Annotated in this window: 24 protein-coding genes and 1 pseudogene; 20 read left to right on the top strand and 5 right to left on the bottom strand. The window is 25.9% G+C overall.

Annotated elements, in window-relative coordinates; translation table 11 throughout:
• The first annotated feature begins 64 nt into the window (after window positions 1–64).
• The 7 genes from AFAEC_RS11305 to rhuM all read left to right on the top strand — a co-directional run bounded on the left by AFAEC_RS11305 (window position 65) and on the right by rhuM (window position 4,815).
• Complete coding sequence (locus AFAEC_RS11305) at window positions 65–292, top strand: hypothetical protein (protein WP_034216765.1); 228 nt, start codon at window positions 65–67, stop codon at window positions 290–292.
• Complete coding sequence (locus AFAEC_RS11300) at window positions 292–552, top strand: type II toxin-antitoxin system RelE family toxin (RefSeq protein ID WP_026806837.1); 261 nt, start codon at window positions 292–294, stop codon at window positions 550–552. Before AFAEC_RS11305 ends, AFAEC_RS11300 begins: the two co-directional genes overlap by 1 nt.
• A 76-nt stretch (window positions 553–628) precedes the next feature.
• Window positions 629–2,236: a PepSY-associated TM helix domain-containing protein gene (locus AFAEC_RS11295; RefSeq protein WP_026806838.1), complete on the top strand. Its 1,608-nt coding sequence runs from the start codon at window positions 629–631 to the stop codon at window positions 2,234–2,236.
• Entirely contained in the window at window positions 2,233–2,511 is a 279-nt protein-coding gene (locus AFAEC_RS11290) for a hypothetical protein (RefSeq protein ID WP_026804831.1), read from the top strand. The genes AFAEC_RS11295 and AFAEC_RS11290 overlap by 4 nt, the downstream gene beginning before the upstream one ends.
• A complete protein-coding gene (locus tag AFAEC_RS11285; RefSeq protein WP_026804832.1) occupies window positions 2,508–3,347 on the top strand; it encodes a DUF3325 family protein in 840 nt (279 codons plus the stop codon). Before AFAEC_RS11290 ends, AFAEC_RS11285 begins: the two co-directional genes overlap by 4 nt.
• Window positions 3,341–3,682, top strand: a complete 342-nt coding sequence (locus AFAEC_RS11280; RefSeq protein ID WP_026804833.1) for a hypothetical protein — start codon at window positions 3,341–3,343, stop codon at window positions 3,680–3,682. Before AFAEC_RS11285 ends, AFAEC_RS11280 begins: the two co-directional genes overlap by 7 nt.
• Window positions 3,683–3,960: 278 nt before the next feature.
• Entirely contained in the window at window positions 3,961–4,815 is an 855-nt protein-coding gene (gene rhuM, locus AFAEC_RS11275) for a RhuM family protein (protein ID WP_026804834.1), read from the top strand.
• 81 nt (window positions 4,816–4,896) lie between these two features.
• Here rhuM and yedF read toward each other — a convergent pair whose 3' ends face one another.
• The 4 genes and pseudogenes from yedF to AFAEC_RS11255 all read right to left on the bottom strand — a co-directional run bounded on the left by yedF (window position 4,897) and on the right by AFAEC_RS11255 (window position 8,605).
• A complete protein-coding gene (gene yedF, locus AFAEC_RS11270) occupies window positions 4,897–5,136 on the bottom strand; it encodes a sulfurtransferase-like selenium metabolism protein YedF (protein ID WP_026804835.1) in 240 nt (79 codons plus the stop codon).
• A 10-nt stretch (window positions 5,137–5,146) separates the two neighbouring features.
• Window positions 5,147–6,340 carry a selenium metabolism membrane protein YedE/FdhT gene (yedE, locus tag AFAEC_RS11265; RefSeq protein WP_026804836.1) on the bottom strand — a complete coding sequence of 398 codons (1,194 nt, stop codon included), beginning with the start codon at window positions 6,338–6,340 and terminating at the stop codon, window positions 5,147–5,149.
• Between the two features lie 179 nt (window positions 6,341–6,519).
• A complete protein-coding gene (gene hutX / locus AFAEC_RS11260; protein ID WP_051487413.1) occupies window positions 6,520–6,927 on the bottom strand; it encodes a heme utilization cystosolic carrier protein HutX in 408 nt (135 codons plus the stop codon).
• A gap of 25 nt (window positions 6,928–6,952) precedes the next feature.
• A pseudogene (locus AFAEC_RS11255) lies at window positions 6,953–8,605 on the bottom strand (ABC transporter ATP-binding protein).
• Window positions 8,606–8,949: 344 nt separating this feature from the next.
• On the opposite strand from AFAEC_RS11255, the gene AFAEC_RS11250 reads away from it, so the two are divergent.
• The 13 genes from AFAEC_RS11250 to AFAEC_RS11190 all read left to right on the top strand — a co-directional run bounded on the left by AFAEC_RS11250 (window position 8,950) and on the right by AFAEC_RS11190 (window position 23,004).
• Window positions 8,950–9,891, top strand: coding sequence for a helix-turn-helix domain-containing protein (locus AFAEC_RS11250; protein ID WP_026804837.1), 942 nt, complete (start codon window positions 8,950–8,952; stop codon window positions 9,889–9,891).
• Between the two features lie 116 nt (window positions 9,892–10,007).
• The gene (locus tag AFAEC_RS11245; RefSeq protein ID WP_051487415.1) at window positions 10,008–10,565 is read left to right on the top strand and encodes a HugZ family pyridoxamine 5'-phosphate oxidase; all 558 of its coding nucleotides are present in this window, start codon (window positions 10,008–10,010) and stop codon (window positions 10,563–10,565) included.
• The gene (locus tag AFAEC_RS11240) at window positions 10,558–11,385 is read left to right on the top strand and encodes a heme/hemin ABC transporter substrate-binding protein (protein ID WP_026804838.1); all 828 of its coding nucleotides are present in this window, start codon (window positions 10,558–10,560) and stop codon (window positions 11,383–11,385) included. Before AFAEC_RS11245 ends, AFAEC_RS11240 begins: the two co-directional genes overlap by 8 nt.
• Before the next feature lie 8 nt (window positions 11,386–11,393).
• A complete protein-coding gene (locus AFAEC_RS11235) occupies window positions 11,394–12,422 on the top strand; it encodes a FecCD family ABC transporter permease (protein WP_152332566.1) in 1,029 nt (342 codons plus the stop codon).
• A gap of 12 nt (window positions 12,423–12,434) precedes the next feature.
• Window positions 12,435–13,211 carry an ABC transporter ATP-binding protein gene (locus AFAEC_RS11230; protein WP_051487420.1) on the top strand — a complete coding sequence of 259 codons (777 nt, stop codon included), beginning with the start codon at window positions 12,435–12,437 and terminating at the stop codon, window positions 13,209–13,211.
• 114 nt (window positions 13,212–13,325) lie between these two features.
• Window positions 13,326–15,206, top strand: a complete 1,881-nt coding sequence (locus AFAEC_RS11225; RefSeq protein ID WP_026804840.1) for a TonB-dependent receptor plug domain-containing protein — start codon at window positions 13,326–13,328, stop codon at window positions 15,204–15,206.
• Between the two features lie 80 nt (window positions 15,207–15,286).
• Entirely contained in the window at window positions 15,287–16,204 is a 918-nt protein-coding gene (locus tag AFAEC_RS11220; protein ID WP_026804841.1) for a ChaN family lipoprotein, read from the top strand.
• Between the two features lie 316 nt (window positions 16,205–16,520).
• Complete coding sequence (locus AFAEC_RS11215; protein WP_026804842.1) at window positions 16,521–18,746, top strand: sensor domain-containing diguanylate cyclase; 2,226 nt, start codon at window positions 16,521–16,523, stop codon at window positions 18,744–18,746.
• Between the two features lie 47 nt (window positions 18,747–18,793).
• Window positions 18,794–19,615, top strand: a complete 822-nt coding sequence (locus AFAEC_RS11210) for an FAD-dependent thymidylate synthase (protein ID WP_026804843.1) — start codon at window positions 18,794–18,796, stop codon at window positions 19,613–19,615.
• Window positions 19,612–20,226, top strand: a complete 615-nt coding sequence (locus tag AFAEC_RS11205) for a trimeric intracellular cation channel family protein (protein WP_026804844.1) — start codon at window positions 19,612–19,614, stop codon at window positions 20,224–20,226. Before AFAEC_RS11210 ends, AFAEC_RS11205 begins: the two co-directional genes overlap by 4 nt.
• A 63-nt stretch (window positions 20,227–20,289) precedes the next feature.
• Window positions 20,290–21,330, top strand: coding sequence for a hypothetical protein (locus AFAEC_RS11200; protein ID WP_026804845.1), 1,041 nt, complete (start codon window positions 20,290–20,292; stop codon window positions 21,328–21,330).
• Window positions 21,331–21,334: 4 nt separating this feature from the next.
• On the top strand, window positions 21,335–22,474 hold the full coding sequence (locus tag AFAEC_RS11195; protein ID WP_026804846.1) for a hypothetical protein: 1,140 nt from the start codon (window positions 21,335–21,337) through the stop codon (window positions 22,472–22,474).
• A gap of 68 nt (window positions 22,475–22,542) precedes the next feature.
• Window positions 22,543–23,004, top strand: a complete 462-nt coding sequence (locus AFAEC_RS11190; RefSeq protein WP_026804847.1) for a hypothetical protein — start codon at window positions 22,543–22,545, stop codon at window positions 23,002–23,004.
• Window positions 23,005–23,030: 26 nt separating this feature from the next.
• On the opposite strand, the gene AFAEC_RS11185 is transcribed toward AFAEC_RS11190, so the two are convergent.
• Window positions 23,031–23,939 carry an RluA family pseudouridine synthase gene (locus AFAEC_RS11185; protein WP_026804848.1) on the bottom strand — a complete coding sequence of 303 codons (909 nt, stop codon included), beginning with the start codon at window positions 23,937–23,939 and terminating at the stop codon, window positions 23,031–23,033.
• Between the last annotated feature and the right edge of the window lie 33 nt (window positions 23,940–23,972).

Here is a 23,972-nt window from a genome sequence, read left to right as displayed (position 1 = left end):
ATAGATAAATTGAAAAATTTGAGATATGATATAATAACAGAAACAAAAATACAAAGGAGTTCTTTTGAAAACTATAACATTAAAAGTTGATGATAGTGTATTTGATAAATTTCAATGGTTAATTAGTCATTTCTCAAAAAATGAAATTTCAATGGTAAACGAGATTGATGTTACAAGATTGGATAAACAAGATTTTGATTATATTTCAAAAGAAGATTTAGACAGTTTAACTAAAACATCAACTATGTATAAAAATGGTGATAAAAAAGATTTTGAAGAGTATAAGTTCTAATGGATTATAGATTAATACTTAAAAAAAGTGTTATTAAATTTGTTGAAAAAAGAAATCTAAAAGATAGAGAGAATATAAACTCTAAACTTAAGATACTTAAAAACAATCCCTATCCAAACTCATTGCTAGATATTAAAAAACTAGCAAACTCTTCTTTTTATAGATTAAGAATTAATAATTATAGATTTATCTATGAGATAATTGATGATGAATTGATAGTTTTGATGATTGATGCAAATAATAGAGGCGATATTTATTAAGTTTTAAATATCTCCAAACTTTCCATTTTTATTTTCTTTATTTACTGTTGAGATTTACTAGAAAGGGTAAATTTTAATGAAAAGTGATTTTAATACAAGTATGAGTTTAACTCATACTTGGGTATCTTTGATAGTAGGCTGGGCAATATTTTTTATACTTGTTACTGGAACTCTATCTTATTTTATGTATGACCTTACAAGGTGGTTAGAGCCAGAGCGACCACTTGAGCTGAGTTTAGTACAACAACCACAAGATAAACAACTAAATACAATATTTGATTTTATGCAAAAAGAAGCCCCTGAAGCTAAAAAGTGGGAGATAAAACTTCCACATAGTAAAAATCAACCAGATAATAGTGCTAGTAGAACAGAAATTGTTGCAAGAAGCTCTTTGGATTATAGTAAAAAATACTATTTTAACCCATTAACTTTAGAAGAGATAAAACCAATAGAAGTTAGACAAACAGAGGGTGGAGAACTTTTTAGAAATCTTCATCATAAATTCTATTATATAGATGAAACTTTAGGGATTATTCTTACTGGATTTTTGGCATTTTTTACTTTGGTTGCTGTTGTAAGTGGAGTGATAATCCATAAAAAAGTGTTTAAAGACTTTTTTACTTTTAGAGCAAATAAAAAACAGCGTTCTTGGATAGATATGCATAATATCACAGGGATTATAACTTTGCCTTTTGTGTTGATGATATTTTATACTGGACTTGTTTATTATAGTCCACACTATGTAACTATTCCTTATAAAATGATAGAAGATAAAAAAGAGCAAAGAAAAGATGAGAAACAAGCTTTACTAGATAATAGTTCTCTTCCTATTATGGAGAAACCAACAGCAAATATAGAAAATATGATAAGAGAAGCTGAAAAAAAATATGGTATTGGAAATATAGCTTATATAGAAGTTGGTAAGAATAATACACAAGGTTTATATATAGAGTTAAAACCACCTTTTGGTAGCGAACTTACTCGTAGTGAATCAGATGATACAGTTATGAGATTTAGTGGAGTAAGTGGAGAAAAACTAGAAATTACAAACGAATATAGCACAGGAACAAAACTTTTTAGAAGTTTGGTTTCACTTCATGAAGCTTGGTTTGCTTCTTACCCATTAAGATGGCTATATTTTATCTGCGGAGTATTAGCTTGTATTATGACAGCAACAGGGATGATACTATATACAGTAAAAAGAAAAGAGAAGTTTGAAAGAGAGAGTGATAAAAAAAGTCTAGTTTTAGAAATAGTTGAAAGATTAAATATTGGTATGATAGTAGGACTTTTAGTAGGAATTTCAGCTTTTTTTATAGCAAATAGAACTCTTAGTGTGAATATGGCAGATAGAGCCGAATGGGAAGTAAATATACTATTTCTAACTTGGGCTTTTATGATTGCTTTTGCCTTTTTTAGACCAATTAAAAAAGCTTGGATTGAAAGTTTATATATAGCTAGTATATCTTTAGCTTTTATTCCAATACTAAACTATTTTACAACTAATAAACATTTAGGAGTTACTTTAAAAGAAGGAGATTTTGTATTAGCCTTTGTTGATATAACTATGCTTTTATTTGCTTTAGTTTTTGCTTTTCTTGGATTTAGACTTAAAAAGAAATGGAGTAGAAAAGATAAAGAAGATAATGAAAATAAAGAAGTTTTAATAGGAGAGAAATTATGAAAAATATGGATATGTTTTTTAGAATATTAGCTTCTACTTTTGGAATGTACTTTTTATCTTCTGCAATTACTACTTTTGTATTGGTTCTTTTAGAGATAAATCCTGAAATTCAAGAGATGGTTGAAGCTATAAAAATAGAGTTTATTTTAGGTATCTTTATAGTTCTTTGGGTTTTTTATACAAAAAATATAGCTAGAGCTTGGTTTTATATGATAGCTCTAACAGTAATATTTTTTGCTTTAAGTTTCTATTTACTTAAAGGAGGTGTTTTATGATGCCTAATGTTTCAATCCTTTGGTATGGTTTAGTAACTATTTTAGCCATAATTGGTTTTTTACTCTTAGCAATAACAAGAAAAAGAGAAGGTGTAGTTTTACTAAATAGAGAATTACAAGAGAAAGAGAAAACTATATTTAAAACCTTAGGTTCTCTTTTTTTAATAATCTCTTTTGTATTTTGTATATATCTTTGGAAATTTAGCTTTGGAATAGTTTTGTACTTTGGAATTTTAACTTTTGCTATTTTGTTTGTGATATTTCCAATATCTTATTTAGCTTATAAAAAAGCTAGAGTTAAAAATATAGTTCCTAAAAGTAAAGAAGAGATAAAAGATAAAGTACCATTTAAAAAACTCTATCTTCTTTTTATGATACTTATTCCTCTTTATGCTATTTATAGTTTAAATAATACTCCACCAAAATCAGTTTTAAGAGATGATGTAATCAAAGATAAAATAGGAGAGTTTGAGTTTGTTTTGGCTGAACACGATAGTGGAGAGTTTGAAATGGCAGATAATGGAATAGCTTTTATGACTTTTAATATTAGATTTTGTGAAGAGTGTGATTTAAAAATAGATGATGTTTTTATAACAATAAATAAACCTTTTATCCAAAATAACTTTGGTATGCCTTTTGGTGGAAATTATTGGGAAAGAATTGCTAGTGTTCAAATACCTTTTTCTTTAGATGAAAAGAGTGAACTATACTTAACTGTTGTAAGTAGAGATAAAAAAGTTTATCAAAAAACTTATAATATAAAAGAGAATTTCCAAACTACTTTTGAAGAGTTTGAAAAATACTCTAAAAATGCTAAATTGGAGATACAATGGTAATAAAATTTAAAAGATATTTTACTTTGATTTTAACTTTCTCTCTTTTTCCAATAATGGCTTTTTCTCATGGTACTACACCAACTGCTTTTTTAGTTTGTAAATATAAAAATGAAAGTATAGTTTGTGTTTCTGGATACTCAAATGGATCTCATGCAAAAGGAAATAAGATAAGCTTGGTAAAAGTAGAGAATAATGAAGTTTTAGAGAAAAAAGTGTTTGATAAAAGCTCTAAAGTTGTTTTTGAGAATATTCCTAAAGATGATTTTTATATCTTGATGCAAAGTGCAAATGGTAAAAGTAGTATTGAAGTTGGTAAAACTGAGATTTTAGAATAGGAATGGAATATATTGGAACTGGGACTCTCTTTTAGAGTACTAAAAGCATAAGTCCCAGTTCTAAAATAAGTTTAAGTATGGGTTTCAAGGTATTTTTCTCATTATGATTAAAATTTCGAATAATAACTAGAAAATCTCTCCTTTTTTATACTTTGAAATCCATACTTAAGTTTATAATAAATCAATAATCATTTAATAATCTTTCATTTTGTAATACTTTTTAATCAAATTCTTTTCTTGTGATATAATTTTTAAAATTATGAAGTTGAGGATTTGATATGGATAATCTTTCAAATATGGTTATGTATAGTGATGGAGAGTTGGAACTTAAAGTTTCAGTAGAAAAAGATAGTATTTGGTTAAGTGCTGATGAAATTGCATATATTTTTAGTGTAAATAGACCAGCTATTGTAAAACATATTGGAAATATTTACAAAGATGAAGAGTTGGAAAAAGATTCAACTTGTTCCATTTTGGAACAGGTTGCAAAAGATGGAAGAATAAGAAAAATAAACTTTTATAATCTTGATGTGATAATTTCTGTTGGATATAGAGTTAATTCTAAAAAAGCTACAAAGTTTAGAAAATGGGCAACTACTATACTCAAAGAATATATCAATAATGGCTATGTAATAAATGGTGAAAAAATCACAAATGAAAGATTTGTAAATCTTGAAAATGATGTAAATGTTTTAAAAAATAAAATATTGAGTATAGAAAGTAAAATTGTAGATAATAGTTTAAAAATAACTCAAGGGATATTTTATGATGGGCAAATATTTGACTCATATAGTTTTATAAATGAATTATTAAAATTAGCACAAAAAGAAGTTATCTTAATAGATAATTATATAGATGATACAGTTTTCACATTGTTTAGTAAGTATTTAAATATAAATTTCACTATCTATACAAACAATATTTCAAAGCAATTAAATTTAGATTTTCAAAAATATAAAACACAATATAAGAATATAGAGTTAAAAACTTTTAAATCTAGCCACGATAGATTTTTGATTATAGATAAAAAAGAGATTTACCATATAGGAGCAAGTTTAAAAGATTTGGGTAAAAAGTGGTTCGCTTTTTCTAAAATTGGTTTGGATATAGATGAAATTTTGAGAAAACTTTAAATCAAAGATTTTATATAAATAAAGGATTAATTTTAAATCTTTGTTATCTTATTTCAAAGAGAGTAAAACTCTCTTTATCTACTATTTTTGAATTATATATCTTATAGTAGGACCATCACTATCTACTAAAAGTAGTTTATATCCATGATTCTTTGCATCAGCTGGAATATTGTTTATACTTTGTGGACAATCACTAATAACTTCTAAAATCTCTCCACTTTTTAACTCTTTCATAGCTTCAAGAGTATTTATTGCTGGATATGGACAAGGTTCTCCTTGCATATCTATTCTATAATCTGGAACTATTTTCTTATTTTCCATAATTTTTCCTTTATCTATTTCTTGATTTTCTTAAATATCTTTTTTCTAAAACTAAAATTAGAATAAAAAATAGTAATAATAAGCCATAATTTGCTATCAATCCACCATAATTTCCAAAGCTTTCAAGGAGATTTATCTTTGGCCAAGAAGTTGCTAATGCTGGGCTTATATCATCCCAAACAAATGCTAAAAGGGTAGCTCCTATAATATTTCCTATACCAACTATCCAAAAATGTACTTGTCCTTCAACAGCTCTATACATCCAACCACATTCACATCCACCAGCAAGAACAATACCAAATCCAAAAAGTAATCCACCGATAACCACATTTGGACCAGTCCAGAATATTTTTGCAGGTTGTCCCATAGTAATAAATGCAAATACACCTAAAGTTGCCACTACCATACCTATAATAATAGCTTTTGCTAATTCACTTCTTCCAGTTGTAAAGATATCTCTAAATGCAGATGTAAAACAGATTTGTGCTTTTGCTATGATAAGTCCAAAAGAAGCACCAAATAGTATAGCCATACCAAGTTTTGCACTATTTGCTACAAATATTAGATATAAAGCCCAAATAATAATAGCTATAAATACAAAAGTACCAAATGTAAAAAACTTTTTAACTTTTTCTTCATTATGTTCAAGTGGTTTTGCACAAGATACTTTTTGCATTTTTATTTTTGATTGGAAAAATGGATGAAGTGCAACTTTTACTCCAAAATATACTCCTACTATCATAAATGCTGTAAATACCCAAGCGTGAAATGAAAACTGTGGAATACCTGTAAAAAAACTTGCTAAGTTACAACCCATACCAAGTCTTGCACCAAATCCTGCGATAATCCCACCTATTAGTGCTTGCCAAACTCTTATATTATTTAAAGGTAATCTAAACTTTACATTATTCCCCCAAAATGCAGCGGCAATACAACCTGCAAACATACCAATAATCATAACACCATCTACTCTTGTGAATATATTCCCTTCTATTTTCATAAGTTTGTAGTAACCCCAAGATGAAACATCTATATTAAATAGTTGTAAAAAGTGTCCACCCCATCTAGTAAACTCTCCTGTAACAGCCCAATAAGTTCCAGTAATTCCAAAATAATATGCACTTAAAATTCCTAAAGCTATAACAGCAGGAATTGGTGACCAGAATCTTGAAAGAGAAGCTTTTAAACTTTGTAAAAATTCCATTTTCTTCCTAACAATAAAAAATAAGATAAAAAAAAGACAGGGCTTGAAAGTAATGTAAAGTATAAATCAAGATGTCTATTTGCACCGCAAACCTAAATAATTTTAAATTGTAGTAAATGAAAGATTAACATAGGCTAAAAAAGGGCAAAAATATTTTACCTTTTTTGCTTTATTTATACTTAAATACTATCTCTTAAATTTTCAAACCTTTTAACTTGTTCTTGTAAAAGTTCCCTATTCTCATCTCTTGTTACAAAGATTTTAAAAATATGCTCCTTATTTACATCATTAAAAACAACACTATGAGATAACATTCCTCTATGCTTTTTAGATACAAAAACAATTTCTTTAATATCACTTACTTTTAAATGCCCAGAGATTGAACTATCTTTTGAATCAAAATTGTAGTAACCATGTCCATAAGTTCCAGTTGGCATATAATCTTTTATTTCAATTACAAAAGATGGTGTGATTTTTATCATTAAAATCTTACCCCAAGTTGAGATATCTTCTATTATCTCATCAAATTTTGATCCATCAACAACTTTTTCTATATCTTCATTTATCTCTTCAATATGTTTTTCCATAATTATCTCCTTAAATTAAAATCTATTAAACTAACTGATTTTTGACAAAATCAAGATAGCAACCTTCCTCTTTTTCCAACTCTTTGTGGTTACCACTTTGAACAATTTTCCCATTATCAAGAACATAAATTTTATTTGCATTTTTTACTGTACTTAATCTATGAGCAATTGTTATAACTGTTTTATCTTTTAAAATCTCTTCTAAATCATTAAATAGTTTTACTTCTGTATGAACATCTAAAGCAGAAGTTGATTCATCAAAAATAACAATTGATGGATTTACAACAATCATTCTAGCTATTGATAATCTTTGCCTTTGACCACCACTAAGTCTTACTCCATTTTTTCCAACAATTGTATCAAGTTTATTTTCCATATCTAATACACTTTGTTTTAGTTGGGCTATTTCTAGGGCTTTATATATAATTTCATCACTTACACTTTCATCTCCCATTGTTATATTAAATCTTAATGTATTGTTGAATAGTATTGGCATTTAAAGAACCAAAAAGAGTTCATTTCTCAAGCTTTTTTTATCTAAATCCTCTATTCTTATATTGTTATATCTAAGTTCACCACTTTTTTTACTATAAAAACCTGCAATTATTTGTGCTAAAGTTGTTTTTCCACTTCCACTAGCCCCTATAAAAGCTACTTTTTCACCAGCTTTTATCTCTAAACTTATATCTTTTAAAAGTTCTCTATTTTCATTATAAGAAAAATAGATATTTTTTAGAGTAATATCAACTCCATTTTTTAGGGTTTCAAAGCTTTTTTGTCCGTTTGGTTCTTTAGTAAGTTGTAAAATCTTATTTATTCTTCTTAGTGCTACTATTGAAGTTTCATAAGAGTATTGCATAGATAATATCTCTTGAACTGGTGTCATAATAAACCAAATATAACCAAACATAGCAAACATCATACCAATAGATAAATCACTATAAGCAACCATAAGTAAACCAGCAGCTCTTAAAATTTCAAATACTATTAAAAATAGTGTAAATGAAAATCTCTCATAAGCTACACTTTTGTAGTTGTAGTTATTTGATGTTATTTGAATGTTTTTTGCTTTAGATATAGCTATATTAGAGAAATATTCTTCTTTATTACTAGCTTTAATTTGACCGAACATATCTAAAGATTCACCGATATTATTTTGAAACTCTGCAATAGCTTGATTCTCTTCTTTTTTTAAAACACCTGTTTTTTTTGCAATCTTTCTAGAAAGAAACATTACTAATGGTTGAATTATTATTATAAGAATCCCTAAAATAGGTTGAATTGTGATAGTTACAATAGCAACAGCAATTAAAGTTAATATAGAAGTTACAAGTTTACTAGCAACAGACATAATAAAATTATCAAGAGTATTTACATCTGTGATTAAATTTGCAGCAATAGAACCACTTCCTAAGCTTTCATACTCATTCATAGAGACATATTTTAAATGAGTAATCAATTTCTCTCTTATTTTAAATGTTACATATTTTGCTATATTTGTAAAAATCTTTGTAGTTATAACTGATAAAATATAGTGGATTAATCTTAAAAAGACTACGGCAATAGTTACAATAAATATATAATAAAAAGCATTTCCACTTCCAAATAAGCTATTTATATTTTCTAAAAAAAAGTTAGGTTTATTTAATAGAACTTCATCTACAAGTGCTGGAAGCATTAAAGGTATGGGAACACTAATCAAAATAGCAATAATTGTTATTAGTTGTCCAAAAATAAGAAGTTTTTTATTTTCTAAAAGCAACTCCCAAATATATCTTAAATCAATTTTTTTCATAAATACTCTTTAATTTTTTGTTGAATTTTATTATAGAGGTAATTTATTCAAAGTAAAGGTAAATCTAATTTTTTGGTAAAAAAAGATAATTTAAACTATTTTAAAGCTAAAAAACAGATTATTCATAAGTATAACTTATATTTTACTATTAAATAAAAAAATTTAAGAATAAGAAAAGTATTTTTCAACTAAAATCTATTTTAATAATTATTATCAAAGAGATAAAAGTGACTAATTTTATAAGATCAAAACTTTATGAAGTCGGAAAAGTTTTAATTAAAGATGAGAAAAGCAAATCTTTTATAAAACAAATTGTAAGTGTCAATAATCAGTATATAAATCTGAAAATTATAAATGCTATGATTGAAGATAATATCTATTTAAATATTGTTGATAATGAGGTAAAACAATCTTATATTCAAAAGCTTCCTAAAAAGAATAAACAGCTTCAAATACGAATAATTCTTCAAGGAAAGCTTGAAAAATTGGATCAAGTTACAAATGAAAAGATAGTATATAATGAAAATGACATAAGTGTTGAATATAAGCAAGATATAGAGGAGTCTTTACTAAATAAACAGGGTGAACATGTAAAATATATTTGTATAACTTTAAATGAAGAGTATTTAAATGAGAATGAGTATTTTACTGATATTTTTAAAGAAAATTTTAGTAAAAAGTTTTATGACCCAAATCTAAAAAAGAAGTTTGATGAACTATTTAGTAGAGAGTATAGTAGTGGTTTTGATAAGATTTATCTTAAAAATAAAACAATGCAAGTTATCCACTATATTCTTGAAGAGTGCCAGAAAAAGGATTCTTTATTAAATAATTTAGATGATGAAGATATAAAAAGAGTTCAAAAAGCAAAAATGATTTTGGATAACTCTTTTCAAGAGAATATTACAATTGCTCTTTTATCAAAGAAGGTAGCTTTAAATCAAACAAAGTTAAAAAAAGGGTTTAAAGAACTTTTTAATACAACAATTTATGAGTATCTAAAAGATTTAAGACTTGAAAAGGCTATAAAATATTTGAAAACAAATAAATACTCGGTAAAAGAGGTTTCTTCAATGGTTGGTTATACAAATCAAGGAAGTTTTTCATACGCTTTTTCAGCTAAATATAGCTGTTTGCCAAAAGATATCAAAAAAAAGTCCAATTTATGAAAAAGTATTTCCAATTTGTGAAAACACAATATTGATATTCATTCTTATATTAAATATAATCTTTATTAGATTTATATATCACAATATAAACATTTTTATTCAAATAAGGATTGATTATGGAAAATGCACCAAAAATTATAAAAAAAGATAAGGCTCAAGAGGAGCTGAATGTTTTTCTAAACAATATTAAAACAGTTATATTATCAACTGTAAGTTCTGATGGAGAGCCTTTTGCTAGTTATTCTCCATTTGTACAAGATGAAAATGGAAATTTTTATGTATTTATAAGTACATCAGTTCAACACTCACATAATATGTATAATACAGGAAAAGCACATCTTCTTTTTATTGAAGATGAAAGTGATACAAAACATATTTATGCAAGAAGAAGATTATACTTTAAAGCAAAAGCAGAGAAGTTTGATGAAAATGATGAAAGAACAGAAAAAATTGCACAACTTTTTGAAAAAAGATTTGATAAACAAGCATCACTTGTTAGAGATATGCCAGCTTCAAGATTTTATAAATTAACTCCTAGTGAAGGAAATTTTGTTATTGGTTTTGGAGCAGCATATAAGCTAGATGAGACAAATAAAAATATCAAGGAGCTTAATACTATGAATGGAAAAGCTCATGGTGAAACTCATGAATTAGGATTAAAAAAAGATGACTAGAGTATTAAAATTATCTTTATCTTTAGCTCTTTTTAGCACTTTTACTTATGCTTCAAAAATTGTAAGTGTAGGTGGAAGTATTACTGAAACTATTGTAGCTTTAGGGCATAGTGATGAGTTAATAGGTGTTGATTTATCAAGTGCTTATCCCAAGGAAGTTACTTCAAAACTTCCAAATGTAGGTTATTGGCTTAGTCTTCCAAAAGAGGGAATTTTATCTTTAAAACCAGAAGTTGCTATTGTAAGTAGTCAAGCCGAACCAAAAAATTTTATAAATGAACTTCCAAATTATGGAATAAAAACATATATTATAAATGATGAACCATCAATAGAATCTACTAAAAAAAAGATTAAGCAAGTTGGAGAAATTTTAGGAGAAGATAAAAAAGCACAAGAGATTATCTCTAGAATTGAAAACAATGTTTCAAAAATGCAAGCAGAGATAAAAGATAAGAAAAAACCAAAAGTATTGTTTCTATTTTCAAGAGGAGAAGGAACAATTATGGCAGCTGGAACACAAACTAAAGCAGGAGTTATGATTGATTTAGCTGGAGGTGAAAATGTAGTTTCTCTTAAAGAGTATATAAAAATATCTCCAGAATCTATTTTACAAATGAATCCAGATGTAATTATAACATCAGAACATATGGGAAATGTAGGAATTGATGAAGCTATTATATCTTCAACAAATGCTGGTAAAAATAAGCAAATTTACTCTATGGATATGCTTTTGATTTCTGGATTTACTGTAAGATTAGATAGTGCTTTACAGGAATTATCTTGTATGTTTAATGATAAGAAATTATCATATTGCAAATAAGTTTAAAAATGTTAGCTTTTAAAAAAACGGTTATTTTAATATTTTTTTGTTTAGTCATTTTATCAGTTGTTTTAAATACAACTATAGGAGCATTTAGTATATCCTTTCAAGATATACTAAATACTATATTAAACTCTCAAGAGAATAAAATCTATTATCAAGTTTTGGTAGATATTAGATTACCACGAATCTTTTTAGCTGTTCTTGTTGGAATTGCTTTTGGAATCTCTGGGGCTTTGATGCAAACACTATTTAAAAACCCATTGGCTGATCCATCTATTATTGGGGTATCTGCTGGAGCTTCAGCAGGAGTTGTTATTTTTATGCTTTTAGGAAGTTTTTTACCAGTAGCAATTAGTAGTGGATTTTTATCTTATCTTTCTCTTCCTTTGAGTGCTTTTTTAGGTGCAAGTTTAACTATTTTTGCTATATATAAATTAGCAACTATTTACAATAAAGTAGCTGTTACAGTTATGCTTTTAGCTGGAATTGCAATAAATGCAATGCTTGGAGCTTTAGTTGGGTTATTTACTTATGTAAGTACAGAAGATGAACTTAAAAGTTTTACCTTTTGGACTATGGGAAGCTTAGCAAATGGTAATACAAAAGTTATTTTTACACTAATTCCTGTGGTAGTTTTCACTTATATATTTGCTATAAGTAAAAAAACAGAGTTAAATCTTATGCTTTTGGGCGAAGATGAAGCTAAAAATTCTGGTGTAAATGCAGAAAGATTAAAAAAACTAATTATCTTTTTTGTATCTTTATCAATTGGTGTTAGTGTAGCTTTTTGTGGAATTATTGGTTTTGTTGGACTTGTTGTTCCCCATATTGCAAGAATATTAGTTGGTTCAAATCATAAATTTTATCTACCTCTTAGTGCTGTTTTAGGTGCATTTATTCTTTTATGGGCTGATTCTATTGCTAGAATAATAATAGCTCCTGCTGAACTCCCAATTGGGATTATTACAGCATTACTTGGAGCACCGTTTTTCTTATGGCTTTTAATAAGAAATAGACAAAGCACAATAAACTAAAGGATATATGAAGTGTATAAAATAAAAGATTTAAACTTTACAATTCAAAAAAAAGAGATATTAAAAAATATAAATTTAGATATAAAAACTAATACTTTTTTATCAATTGTTGGTCCAAATGGTTGTGGTAAATCAACATTGATTAAAAATATAAATAGAAACTTAGATATTCAAGAGGGAAATATAACTTTAGAGGATATAAATATTGAAAGTTATAGTGATAAAGAGTTAGCTCTAAAAAGGTCTGTTTTAAATCAATCTTTTACTTTTCCATATAGTTTTAAAGCTATTGAGATTGTAGAAATGGGGCTTTATGCCTATGAATTAAGCTTAAAGGAAAAAAATGAGATTTTAGATTATGTTGTAAAAAAACTTCATATAGAGCCTTTAAAAGATAAAAACTATCTAGTATTATCTGGAGGTGAAAAACAGAAAATCCAATTTGCAAGAGTTGTTGTTCAACTATATGCAAGTAAGGATAAAAGTAGATATCTTTTTTTAGATGAACCTACTTTAAATTTGGATATTTTTTATCAATACAAAATTTTAGATTTAGCAAAAGAGCTTCAAAAGGATTTGAATATTGGAGTTTGTGCAATTCTTCACGATATAAATCAAGCCTTTTTATATTCAGATGAGATTATTATGATGAAAGAGGGAGAGATAAAATATTTTGGAGCTACAAAAGATATTTTAACTTATGAAAATATCTATGATATTTTTCAAGTTGAAACAGAATTTGTTTACTCTAAAAAGCTTCAAAAAGAGATATTAATTACTACTTCTTAATAAATTTTATAAAAACCCAATTTAAGAAAAATTAATTCCAATCTATATAAAATAATATTGATATTAGTTATCGCTTTTATTATAATCCCATAAAATTATTAAAAAAGGAAAATTATGTATAAGCAAAGTATATTTGCAAGTTTAGCTCTTGCAATACTTTCATCAAATGTAATAGCAGATGAAGTATCACAAAAATTAGACGAGGTAGTTATAACTTCAAAATCAGATAAAAAAATAGAAGATTTATCAAGTTCTGTTACAGTTATAACAGCTGAAGAAATAGCAAAAATGAATGCAACAAATATTAAAGATATTTTGGTTAAACAAGCAGGAATTATTGAAACTGTAAATTCATCACCAATGAATGGAAGAAAGGGAATTTCTATTAGAGGACTAGACCCAAGTTATTCTTTAATTTTAGTTGATGGTAAAAAAATAAATCAATCTGATGCTTATATTGGACATAGTGATTTCCAATACTCTTGGGTTCCTATAAATATGATAGAAAGAATAGAGATTATAAAAGGACCAAAAAGCTCTATTTATGGTTCTCAGGCTATAGGAGGAGTAATTAATATTATTACTAAAAAAGATGTTAAAGAAATCTATGGAGAAATAGATGTTCAAGCTGGTTTTTCTGCTTCTGAGAAAGGTGGAGATGCAGAAAATATAAGTGCTAATATTGGTGGAAATATTTCTGATAAGCTTTTAATATTTGCTGGAGCAAGCAAATTTAATAGAGACTATACTATAGGTTCAGCAACACCAGCATTTGATCATACTTATATAGAAGGAGTAAAAAATGAGAGTGGAAATATTAAACTTCAATATAATTTTGATGATACTCAAAATGTATATGCTTCATATCTTAAAGGAGAAGAGAAAAGAGAGTTAGAACTATATCCTGAACAGTATAAGCTAAAAAGAGATTTATATAATGTGGGTTATACAAAAAGTTTTGAAAATATATCTTTTGATATTGATTATGCCAAAACAAAATTAGATTCAACATATAGAGGTGGTTCATCATCTACAATGAACTATATTACTAAACTTACAAATGATTCTATAAAAGGAGAATCAAAAGTTACTGCTTTAAAAAATAATTATATTGTTATTGGAGCAGAGACTTCAAAAGAGACTCATGATAGAGAATATCCAATGACAGGACAATCAAAATGGGATTATAAAGCTAGAACTAATGCTTACTATCTTCAAGATGAGATAGAATTAGGACAATATTTTATATTGACTCTTGGTGGAAGATATGATGATAATGAAAAATATGGAAGTGAATTTTCTCCAAATATAGGTGCAATTTATAAAATAGATGACCAACAAAGATTAAAAGTAAATTATGGAGAAGGATTTAAAGCTCCGACACTACTTCAAGGTTCAAGCGGATATAGTAGTATGGGTATTTGGGGTAATGATGACTTAAAAGCTGAAACTTCAGAATCTTATGAATTGGCTTATGAGTTTTATGGAAAAGATACTATATTTAAAGCTGCAATATTTAAAACTGATTTAGAAAATATGATTAAATCAGAAAAAGGACATAATGCTATATCGAAATATGTAAATGTTTATAAAGTAGGAACAAAAGGTTTTGAGTTAAGTGCTGATTATGATATTACAGAAAATCATATGTTAAATGCAAACTATACTTATGTTAAAACAGAAGATAAACAAACTGGTAATGATTTGACATATAAACCTGAAAATACATTTAATATTGGATTAACTTCTAAATTTGGTTGGGGAATTTCTTCATATTTAAGTGCAAACTATATAGGAGAACAATATCTTGATTCAGCAAATACAAATAAGGCTGGTGGATATACAATATTTAATGCTCAAATTTCTAAAGAAATAACTAAAGGCTTAGCAGCTAGAATTGGTGTAGATAATATTGGTGATAAAGATTTTGAAGAAGCAGAACCTTATGCTATACAAAGAAGATTTGCTTATGTTGGATTGAATTATAAATTCTAATTAAAAAATTAATAGGGTCTCATATATACTCTTGTGTTTTCTTTATATATGGGACCTTAAACTATAAAAAAGGTAAAAAAATGTTAAAACTTTCAATAGCTTTTATAGCTACAATTTTTATATTTTCTGGCTGTACAAATAAGAATCTAACTATACCAACACATAATTTGGATAAAAAAGAGGGAATTTACTCTATAAAACAAGCAAAAAATATAGATATGCAAGAGCTTGTTAATGAAGTAGAACACTATCCTATTATTTTTGTTGGTGATCATCATAATACAGAAAAAACTCATAAGTTTTTTGAAGATTTTTTAAAAGAGCTTGATAAAAAAGGTTACAAGCTAAATTTAGCAAATGAGTGGTTTACTCCAGAGCATGATAGTTTATTAAAAGATTATACAGATAATAAATTTGATACAAACACTTTAAAAGATAAAAGAGAGTGGGATAAATTTTCAAAATATAAATGGGAATATGTAGCACCACTTTATGAAGCTGTAAAACAAAATGGTGGAAGACTTTATGGTATGAATATATCAAAAGAGGATAGAACAAAAATCTCTTTAAAAGAGTTTGATAAAATGAGCCAAGAAGAGAAAAATTTTTATAATAGTTTGGATTTAGGAGTATCTGCTCATCAACAACTTATCTACCCATATTTAGAACATTGCGATAAGATGCCACAAACAAGTCTAGAGCCTTGCTTGGATAGAATGTATAGAGTACAAGTAACTTGGGATACATATATGGCACAAAATGTAGCAAAAATTGCAAAAGAGGTAATAAAAACTCCAAAAGATAAACTTTTGGTTTTTGCAGGAGCTTTACATATAGAGCAGAAATTAGGAATTCCTTTGAGATTTTCAAGATTGAATAATTTTCCATTTATCTCTATTTCAAATGAGAAAATAGAAAAAGAGAAAGATTTAAAAATAGATACAAATAAAGCAGATTTTGTTTATATATATGAAGTAAATGAAGAGGAAAAAAAGTAAATAATATGTATTAATATATTTGACTTATTTGTTTGTAGAAATATATAAAAAGAGATAATTAATGACCTTTATTTTATTAGTTTTCTCTTTTTCAAGAGCATCTTTAGTTTAATTCTATAATTAAATTAAAAATAGATTTTTTTTGAATAAGAAATAATAAAATATAAAATAAAAATAGTCTATAATATCTTGTTATAAATATTTTTGAAAGATAAAAATAATTTTTAGTCATTATAAATCTTGATTAACGGTATTGACACTAACTTTTAATTTTCTTAGAATGCCCAAAAATTATAAAAAAACAAATAGGTAAACTATGAATACTAAAGATACTTTCAATACAAAAACTTATAATCATAAGTGGTTTTTAGTTTCTGTATTTGTTGTTATTTTTTTGTTTTTAACTCAAGAGATAGTAAATTATCAAAAGTCAATTGAAAATATAGAAAAAGAGATAAATAATCTCACAATTTTACTTACAAAAAAGCTAGAAAATAATTTTGAAAGAGTAGAGAATATTTTAGTTTTAGCTAAAGATACACTTTTAACTTTAGAAGAGAATAAAGATATCTATAAAGATAGCAATTTTGAAGATAAACAAGAAATCATCTTAAATAAACTGAAAATTTTTGCAAATAATTTTGATGGAATTGAAGAGATTGTATTCATAGATAAAGAAGGAGATATTAAAAACTCTTCAAAAAAGATAAATGTTTCACAGCGAGATTATTTTAAGCGATTTAAAAATAATACTAATTTAAATAGAGGTTTTTCAGAGATTATTGTTTCTGGTTTAAGTGGAAATAGAACATTTTTACAAATTATTGCAATAAGAGATAAAAATAAAAATTTTAAAGGAATTTTGGCAGCAATTATAAATATTGACCTTTTAAATAAAACTCTATCCTCTATAAATATTGGTAAAGAGGGTTTTACACTTTTAGGAAATTTGGATTTAACAACTTTATTAGCAAGATATCCCTCAGTAGAAGATGAGTTGTTAAACAAACCTATTTTAGAAAATAGTATAACAGAGTTAATAAAAAATGGAGTTAAGCAAAGATGTATAAAATATACATCTATAGATGGTATTAAAAGATTTACAAGTTTTATCGTAATGGAACAATTCCCTTTTTATGTTCAAGTTTCACTTTCCCAAGATGAGTATATGATAAATTGGAGAAATAGCTTAATTGCAAAGTCTATTTTTCTAATTTTATTTATAGTAGCAAGTGTTATTACATTTATTAGTATGAGAAAAAATTATAAAAATGAGCAGAACTTATTAAAAAAACTTGAAATTGCAAAAAATAGATTTGAAAATATGTTTAGAATCCACTCTTCAATAATGTTATTAATAGACCCACAAAATGGACAAATATTAGATGCAAATCAAAGTGCAGTAGATTTTTATGGTTACTCTTTAGATGAATTAAAAAATATGAATATAAAACAAATTAACCAACTTAGTGCAGAAGAGATAATCAAAAAATATACAGAAGCAGAACATTTAAAAGTGAACTCTTTTATTTTTGAGCATAAGATAAAAAGTGGAGCAGTAAAAGTAGTAGAAGTCTCTTCTTCTCCTATTGAAACAACAAGTGGAATAATCCTTTTTTCAATAATAAAAGATATTACAAAAGAGAAAAAGATAGAAAATAGGCTTAAAGAGTCTTATAAAAATATAGAAAAACTTATAGATTTACAAGATAATATAATTATTTTAACAAATATAAAAGAGATAAAATTTGCAAATCGTAAGTTTTTTGATTTCTTTGGTTTTCTTAATCTTTCAGATTTCAAAAAACATCATAACTGTATTTGTGAATTTTTTATAAAAAATGAAAGTTTTTATTATGTAAAAGATTTTGTAAATAAAGAGACTTGGATTGAAGAGTTAAAATCTCTGGATAGTTCAAAAAGAGTAGTCTCTATGAGAGGAAAAGATTTAAAAGAGTATAAATTCTTTGTTACAGTAAATAGTTTTGAAGATGATGTAAAGATAGTATCTTTTACTGATATTTCAAATACTATAAAAGAAAAAATCAAACTTGAAATAAGAGTAACTAAAGATATACTAACAAATGCTTATAATAGAGAATATTTTGAGAAAAACTACAAAAATTGGATAGAAAAAGCAGAAAAACTTAATCATAAACTAGCAATTGCTATGCTAGATATAGACCATTTTAAATATGTAAATGATTCTTTTGGACATGATGTTGGGGATTTAGTTTTGATTGATTTTGTAAAAGTAATTAAACAAAATTTGCGAAAAGATGATATTTTTATTCGTTGGGGTGGAGAAGAGTTTATTTTGATTTTAAATATAAATCATAAAAGTGATTTGGAAAAAATACTTGAAAATTTAAGGCAAAAAGTAGAAGAAAATAATTTCCCAAAAGTAGGAAAAAGAACTTGTTCTTTTGGTGGAGCTATTTATGAAAAAGGTGAAGATATTTTAAAAACTGTAAAAAGAGCAGATGAATCTATGTATGAAGCAAAAAATAGAGGTAGAAATAAGGTTGTGATAAATTCTTAACAAACTATTTTGTATAATCTTGCTTAATTTTTTACAAAAGGGATAAGATGATAAATTTAATAAATAAAAAAGAGAATATATTTGAAGATAATATTGCTTTTGTAGAGAATTGGGATTTTTCAAAAGCTAATTTAAATGAAGAAAATAGAATTTTAGCTATTACTCAAGTAGCAAGTATTTGTTATCAAAATCCAAAAGCTTTGGGAAGTGAAAGTCTTTATAATAGGCTGATGGCAGAAAGTATGGGACTTCCTAGTTCAAGTTTTGAGTTTGTTCCAGTATTACTTGATTATGAAAATATTAAACATAAAGAGATTTTAGATTTAGAGTATTCAAACTCTAAAAAATTTGGAGAGCTTTTAGATGATAGATATTTACTTACAAATTATAGAGCTTTAGTTTATGATTTTGAAAATGATAAAGATAGATTTAGTTTTGATATAAGAACTATTTTTAATACACAAGAAGAGTGTGATATTATCAAAGATTATTTCAAAGTATTTTTATTTAAAGTAGATTTTCCGACAAGAAGTCAAATGGTAAGACATAGAGTATCTTGGCAAGAGTTAAGTAGAAGATATGTAAGTGCAAAAAGAGTACCTTTTGAGTTCTATGTTAGTGAGAAACTAAAAGAGAATGAAAAAGTACAAGAGCTAATAAAACAGAGTGAAGATTTATATTTTGAATTATTAGAAAATGGTGTGAAACCACAAGAAGCTAGAAGAGTAATTCCACAAATGGGATATACACAAATTTGGGCTGCTTTTATGCCAAAACAGCTTGATAACTATTTTAAACTAAGACTTGATACTCACGCTCAATGGGAGATTAGACAAACAGCCCTTGCAATGCAAGAGCTTCTTAAATGAGTGCATTTGAAATTGCTGATATTATAGGAATAATATCTTTTGCTTTAAGTGGATTTCTAATAGGAGTTCATTGCCGACTTGATATTTTGGGAGTTTTTATATCTGCATTTTTAACTGCTTTTGGTGGTGGAATGATAAGAGATGTTTTAGCAGATAGAACTCCTTATGTTTTTACTTCAAATTTACCACTTTCACTTGTTATTGTTACGGTTTTAATAGCAATACTTTTTAAACTACATAAAATTACAAATTTAGAAGGGAAATGGGCATTTATAATTTCAGATGCTATTGGTTTGGCTTCTTTTGCAATAACAGGTTCTATAATTGCAATAGAGAGTGGTTTTAACTTTTTAAGTGTTTTAGTTTTAGGTTTTATAACTGCTGTTGGAGGAGGAACAATAAGAGATGTTTTGATAAATAGAATGCCTTTTATTTTAGTTTCAGAGTTTTATGCAACAGTTGCACTGATTATTGCTTCTATTGTTTACATTTTAGAGCTGTTTGAATTAAGAAATTTTGTATCACTTATTATAGTTTTTATTTTTGGTGTACTTTTAAGAGTTCTTGCATACTACAAAAAATGGCATTTGCCAACTTTGTTAAAAGAATAATTTTTATTATAATTTAAATATTTTTATATACAATTTTAATAAATAATTAAATAAGGAATTCATATGGAAAATAGTTTAACAGTAGTAGAAAAAGAGCTAGTTGAAAAATCTTTTCAAGAAGTAAAAGATTTTAGAGAGTTAGGTGAAAAAATTACTGCACCAATTGATTCTATTATAGATGAAACAGCAAAAATAATAGAAAATGACCCTATTATGGATGTATCAAAAGTTTTAGAATCTATGAATAAACAGATGAATGTTGTTTATGATGAGATTATTGATAATGATAGTGGAGTAATGAAGTTTTTTAAATCAATCCCTGTTATTGGGAATGTAGCAAAATATCTTGATGAGAAATGGGATGAACAAAGCTTTAATATCCAATCAATAAATGGAAAAATCTCAACAATATTTAGTGGATTTGACCAAGCTTATAACTCTTTAAATACTTCAATAGATATGCAAAACAATTTTTTAGAAGGAATAGAGCAAAATTTAGGAAAAGTTGTTGATTATAAAGAGTATTTAGATATAAAATTACAAGAGTTTAAACAAAACTTACAAGTAAATTCTGATGATGATAAAACAAAACTTTTTGTAAAAAGTATAGAGTTTTTTCAAACTAATTTAGTAGTTTTAATAGGTAATTTAGAGATGGCAAAAAAAAGATTACTTGTAAGATTGGATTCTGCTAGAAAATTATCTTTATCAATGAATGCTTCTAAACCAATATTTAAAACACTTTTATCAACTGCAATTATTGAAATATCTGGACAAAAAGCAATAGATGCTTCAATGGCAACAATAGAAGCTATGAGTAAAACAATAGATAAAATGTCTTCAACTTTAACTGATGAAGCTATAAAAAGTAATAAAAAAGCAGAAGAGTTATCTTCAAAACCAGTTTTATCTTTAAATGTTTTTGTAGAGAATGTTAGTAAATTAAAAACTCACTTTGAAGAGATAGAAGATTATAGAGAGCAAGTTGCTATTGAAGCTAAAAAAGAGCAAGAAAACTTTGATCAAGCTAGAAAAAGTTTAGCAAGTATAAAACTACTTACTAAACAACAAAGTGATGAATTAGAAGATATTTTAAATAAATAAACCTATGTATACAAAAGATTATTTAAACTACGAAACAAAAGAAGAGATAGAAAAAAAGGGATTTAGTATTTATAACTATATCTCTTTAAAAGAGCTACTTCTTACAGTAAATAAGGATTATTTAAAAACTATAACTTTTTTAAATATTCCTTTTATAATTGTTTTTATGGGCGTTGGGTTTTTATCTTATTTTTCAGATAATTATGAATATTTTATATATATGTTTATATCTATTTATAGTTTAATTTTTATTTATTTAATAGGAAAATTATCTTTTAGAACTTATAAATTTTCACAAATTACGAATATTCTTTATACAAAAAAAGGTTTAATAATAGGTAAAGAAATTTTCCATTATGAAACAGATGAAAAACTAAAAAAGCTACTTTTAGATTATGAAAAATTATTTGATGAATATTTATCAAAACCATCAAAATTAAGTCAAAGCATATCTTTTTTAAGAGAAAAATTATCAAATAAATTAAAAGAAAATTACTCTTCTTTAGGAAGAGGTGATGATATAAGAGCTATTATTATTGGTTTCGTATTAATAACTATTTATAATATAAGTGTATTTGTATTCTACTATATAGGTTTTATTTTAGGATTTTTCTTATTTTTTATATTCTCATTTTTTATAAATCTATATTTTAAAATTAATAAATCAATAGAGTTAAGAATAAAAGATGAAATGGCAATAGTTGATAATAAATTAAGAAAATTAGATGAGTTATATGTTATATTAAATCAAAAAATAAATAATTTTCAAGATGGAGAAATCTCAAATCTAGGAAATAAAATAGATAAAGAGCTTAATCTTTTTTATGAGAATATAAATACTATTTTAACTCGTAAAGATACTCTAAGAGATATTATTCAACAATCAATTTATAAAGATTTTATAGATTTTGAATATCTAGCATTTTATATTAAAACACAATTTAATAAACCTTTAAAAGATGTTATAAATCTAATGAATGAGTATAAAATGAAAGTAGATAATCAAATAAGCGAAATAGATGATTATCTAAAAAATAGTAGTGAAAAAGAGAACTATCAAGTTGAACAAAAACTAGTAAATTTGGAAACTATACAAAAAAATATATCTTTATATTTAAATAAATTAAATAAGAGTTTGCAATAAAAACTTATATTTAACTTTTTGTTTACTTTTAAAAGATACAATCCATAAAAATTTTTTAAGGAAAAAATATGTTAAAAAAACTACTTCTAGCTACTTTTTTAGTTTTAGGTTTAAATGCTGCTCCTTTAGCAGTTGATAGTGTTGTTGAAAATATTAAAATTAAAGACCAACATGAAGCTGAAAAGATTATTGATGCAAAAATAAAAACTATTCTTTTTGCTAGTGATAAAAAAACAAGTGATTTATTAAGAGATTATCTTTTACCATTAAGTGAAAAAGAGAATGTTTTAGAGAAAAATTCTGCTGTTTATGTAGCTGATATTTCAGGAATGCCAAGTTTAATATCTAAATTTATTGCTTTACCAAAGATGAAAAAATACCCTTTTTCAGTTCTACTTTTAGATGATACAAATAAAGATAATTTCACAAAAGAAGATGGAAAAATCATTGTTTACTCTTTAGATAATGGAAAAGTTGTAAAAATTGAGAAAATCTCTACAACTGAAGAGTTAGCAAATATTATAAAATAAGCTTAAAGGCAAACTTTTGTTTGCTTTTAACATCTTTCAAATTCATTAAAAATATCTCTATTTTTTGAAAATATTTTATAGATAATATTTTTATATGAAAATTCCAAATAGTTTGCATGAAGCCAAAGTCTTGAAGAGCCACTTAAAGTAAATCTATCATTACTACTTAAAGTTTTATTTAGATAATTTTCTGCATTAATATCATCTATACCATAAATTGGGTCTCCCAAAATTGTATGATTTATAGAGTGAAGATGAACTCTTATTTGATGTTGCCTTCCTGTTAGTGGAATAGCTTCAATAAGTGTTAAATCTCTATTTTGATTATATTTTAAAGGTTTTATAATTGTAATTGACTCTTTCCCACCCTCTTCTTCATTACAAACTTTCATTTTGACACCAATTAAAAGACCTTCTTTATCAAGAGGTTTATTTATAGTTAGCTCTTTTTCTAATTTTCCGCAAACAATAGCAAGATAAGATTTATGATATTTTTTCTCTTGAAACATATCTTTTAGTTCTATTTCACTTTTTTTGTTTTTTCCTACAATTACTAAGCCACTCGTTTCTGCATCAATTCGGTGGATTAAATTTGCATCTTCTCCAAAAAAATATCTTATTTCATCTAAAAGAGAGTATTGTGTATGTTTAGAAATTGGATGAACCATTAAGTTTGTTGGCTTATCAAATATTGCAAAATCATTAAATTCTAAAAGAGGTTTTAATCCCCTACTTTGACCTTCAAAAACTCCAATAAAAATCTCTTCACAATCAATAATATCACTAGGATTAAAAGCACTCATATCATCTCTAAATACTCTTCCTTTACCTATTAACTTTTGGGCTATTTTTGGGCTATAGTTTAAATAATGGGTCAAAAAAATCTGTATTTTTTTATCTTTTATTGCTTGAAATTTCTTAAGTACAAATGGCAAATTATATTCCTACTTTTGTTTGATTTTATATTA

Origin of the sequence: Aliarcobacter faecis, from assembly GCF_013201705.1 — a bacterium.
Taxonomy (GTDB): Bacteria; Campylobacterota; Campylobacteria; order Campylobacterales; family Arcobacteraceae; genus Aliarcobacter; species Aliarcobacter faecis.
The sequence above is the reverse complement of the archived record's forward strand: the minus strand, read 5'-3'. Positions and strand labels throughout refer to the sequence as shown.

Bases quoted from the DNA above. Each gene is read 5' to 3' on its own strand.
- AFAEC_RS11290 (WP_026804831.1), top strand. From the start codon at position 2,233: ATGAAAAATATGGATATGTTTTTTAGAATATTAGCTTCTACTTTTGGA.
- AFAEC_RS11190 (WP_026804847.1), top strand. From the start codon at position 22,543: ATGTTAAAAAAACTACTTCTAGCTACTTTTTTAGTTTTAGGTTTAAAT.
- AFAEC_RS11280 (WP_026804833.1), top strand. From the start codon at position 3,341: ATGGTAATAAAATTTAAAAGATATTTTACTTTGATTTTAACTTTCTCT.
- AFAEC_RS11240 (WP_026804838.1), top strand. From the start codon at position 10,558: ATGACTAGAGTATTAAAATTATCTTTATCTTTAGCTCTTTTTAGCACT.
- AFAEC_RS11195 (WP_026804846.1), top strand. From the start codon at position 21,335: ATGTATACAAAAGATTATTTAAACTACGAAACAAAAGAAGAGATAGAA.
- AFAEC_RS11235 (WP_152332566.1), top strand. From the start codon at position 11,394: ATGTTAGCTTTTAAAAAAACGGTTATTTTAATATTTTTTTGTTTAGTC.
- yedF (WP_026804835.1), bottom strand. From the start codon at position 5,136: ATGGAAAATAAGAAAATAGTTCCAGATTATAGAATAGATATGCAAGGA.
- rhuM (WP_026804834.1), top strand. From the start codon at position 3,961: ATGGATAATCTTTCAAATATGGTTATGTATAGTGATGGAGAGTTGGAA.
- AFAEC_RS11225 (WP_026804840.1), top strand. From the start codon at position 13,326: ATGTATAAGCAAAGTATATTTGCAAGTTTAGCTCTTGCAATACTTTCA.
- AFAEC_RS11295 (WP_026806838.1), top strand. From the start codon at position 629: ATGAAAAGTGATTTTAATACAAGTATGAGTTTAACTCATACTTGGGTA.
- AFAEC_RS11220 (WP_026804841.1), top strand. From the start codon at position 15,287: ATGTTAAAACTTTCAATAGCTTTTATAGCTACAATTTTTATATTTTCT.
- AFAEC_RS11285 (WP_026804832.1), top strand. From the start codon at position 2,508: ATGATGCCTAATGTTTCAATCCTTTGGTATGGTTTAGTAACTATTTTA.
- AFAEC_RS11200 (WP_026804845.1), top strand. From the start codon at position 20,290: ATGGAAAATAGTTTAACAGTAGTAGAAAAAGAGCTAGTTGAAAAATCT.
- AFAEC_RS11300 (WP_026806837.1), top strand. From the start codon at position 292: ATGGATTATAGATTAATACTTAAAAAAAGTGTTATTAAATTTGTTGAA.
- yedE (WP_026804836.1), bottom strand. From the start codon at position 6,340: ATGGAATTTTTACAAAGTTTAAAAGCTTCTCTTTCAAGATTCTGGTCA.
- AFAEC_RS11215 (WP_026804842.1), top strand. From the start codon at position 16,521: ATGAATACTAAAGATACTTTCAATACAAAAACTTATAATCATAAGTGG.
- AFAEC_RS11205 (WP_026804844.1), top strand. From the start codon at position 19,612: ATGAGTGCATTTGAAATTGCTGATATTATAGGAATAATATCTTTTGCT.
- AFAEC_RS11245 (WP_051487415.1), top strand. From the start codon at position 10,008: ATGGAAAATGCACCAAAAATTATAAAAAAAGATAAGGCTCAAGAGGAG.
- AFAEC_RS11210 (WP_026804843.1), top strand. From the start codon at position 18,794: ATGATAAATTTAATAAATAAAAAAGAGAATATATTTGAAGATAATATT.
- hutX (WP_051487413.1), bottom strand. From the start codon at position 6,927: ATGGAAAAACATATTGAAGAGATAAATGAAGATATAGAAAAAGTTGTT.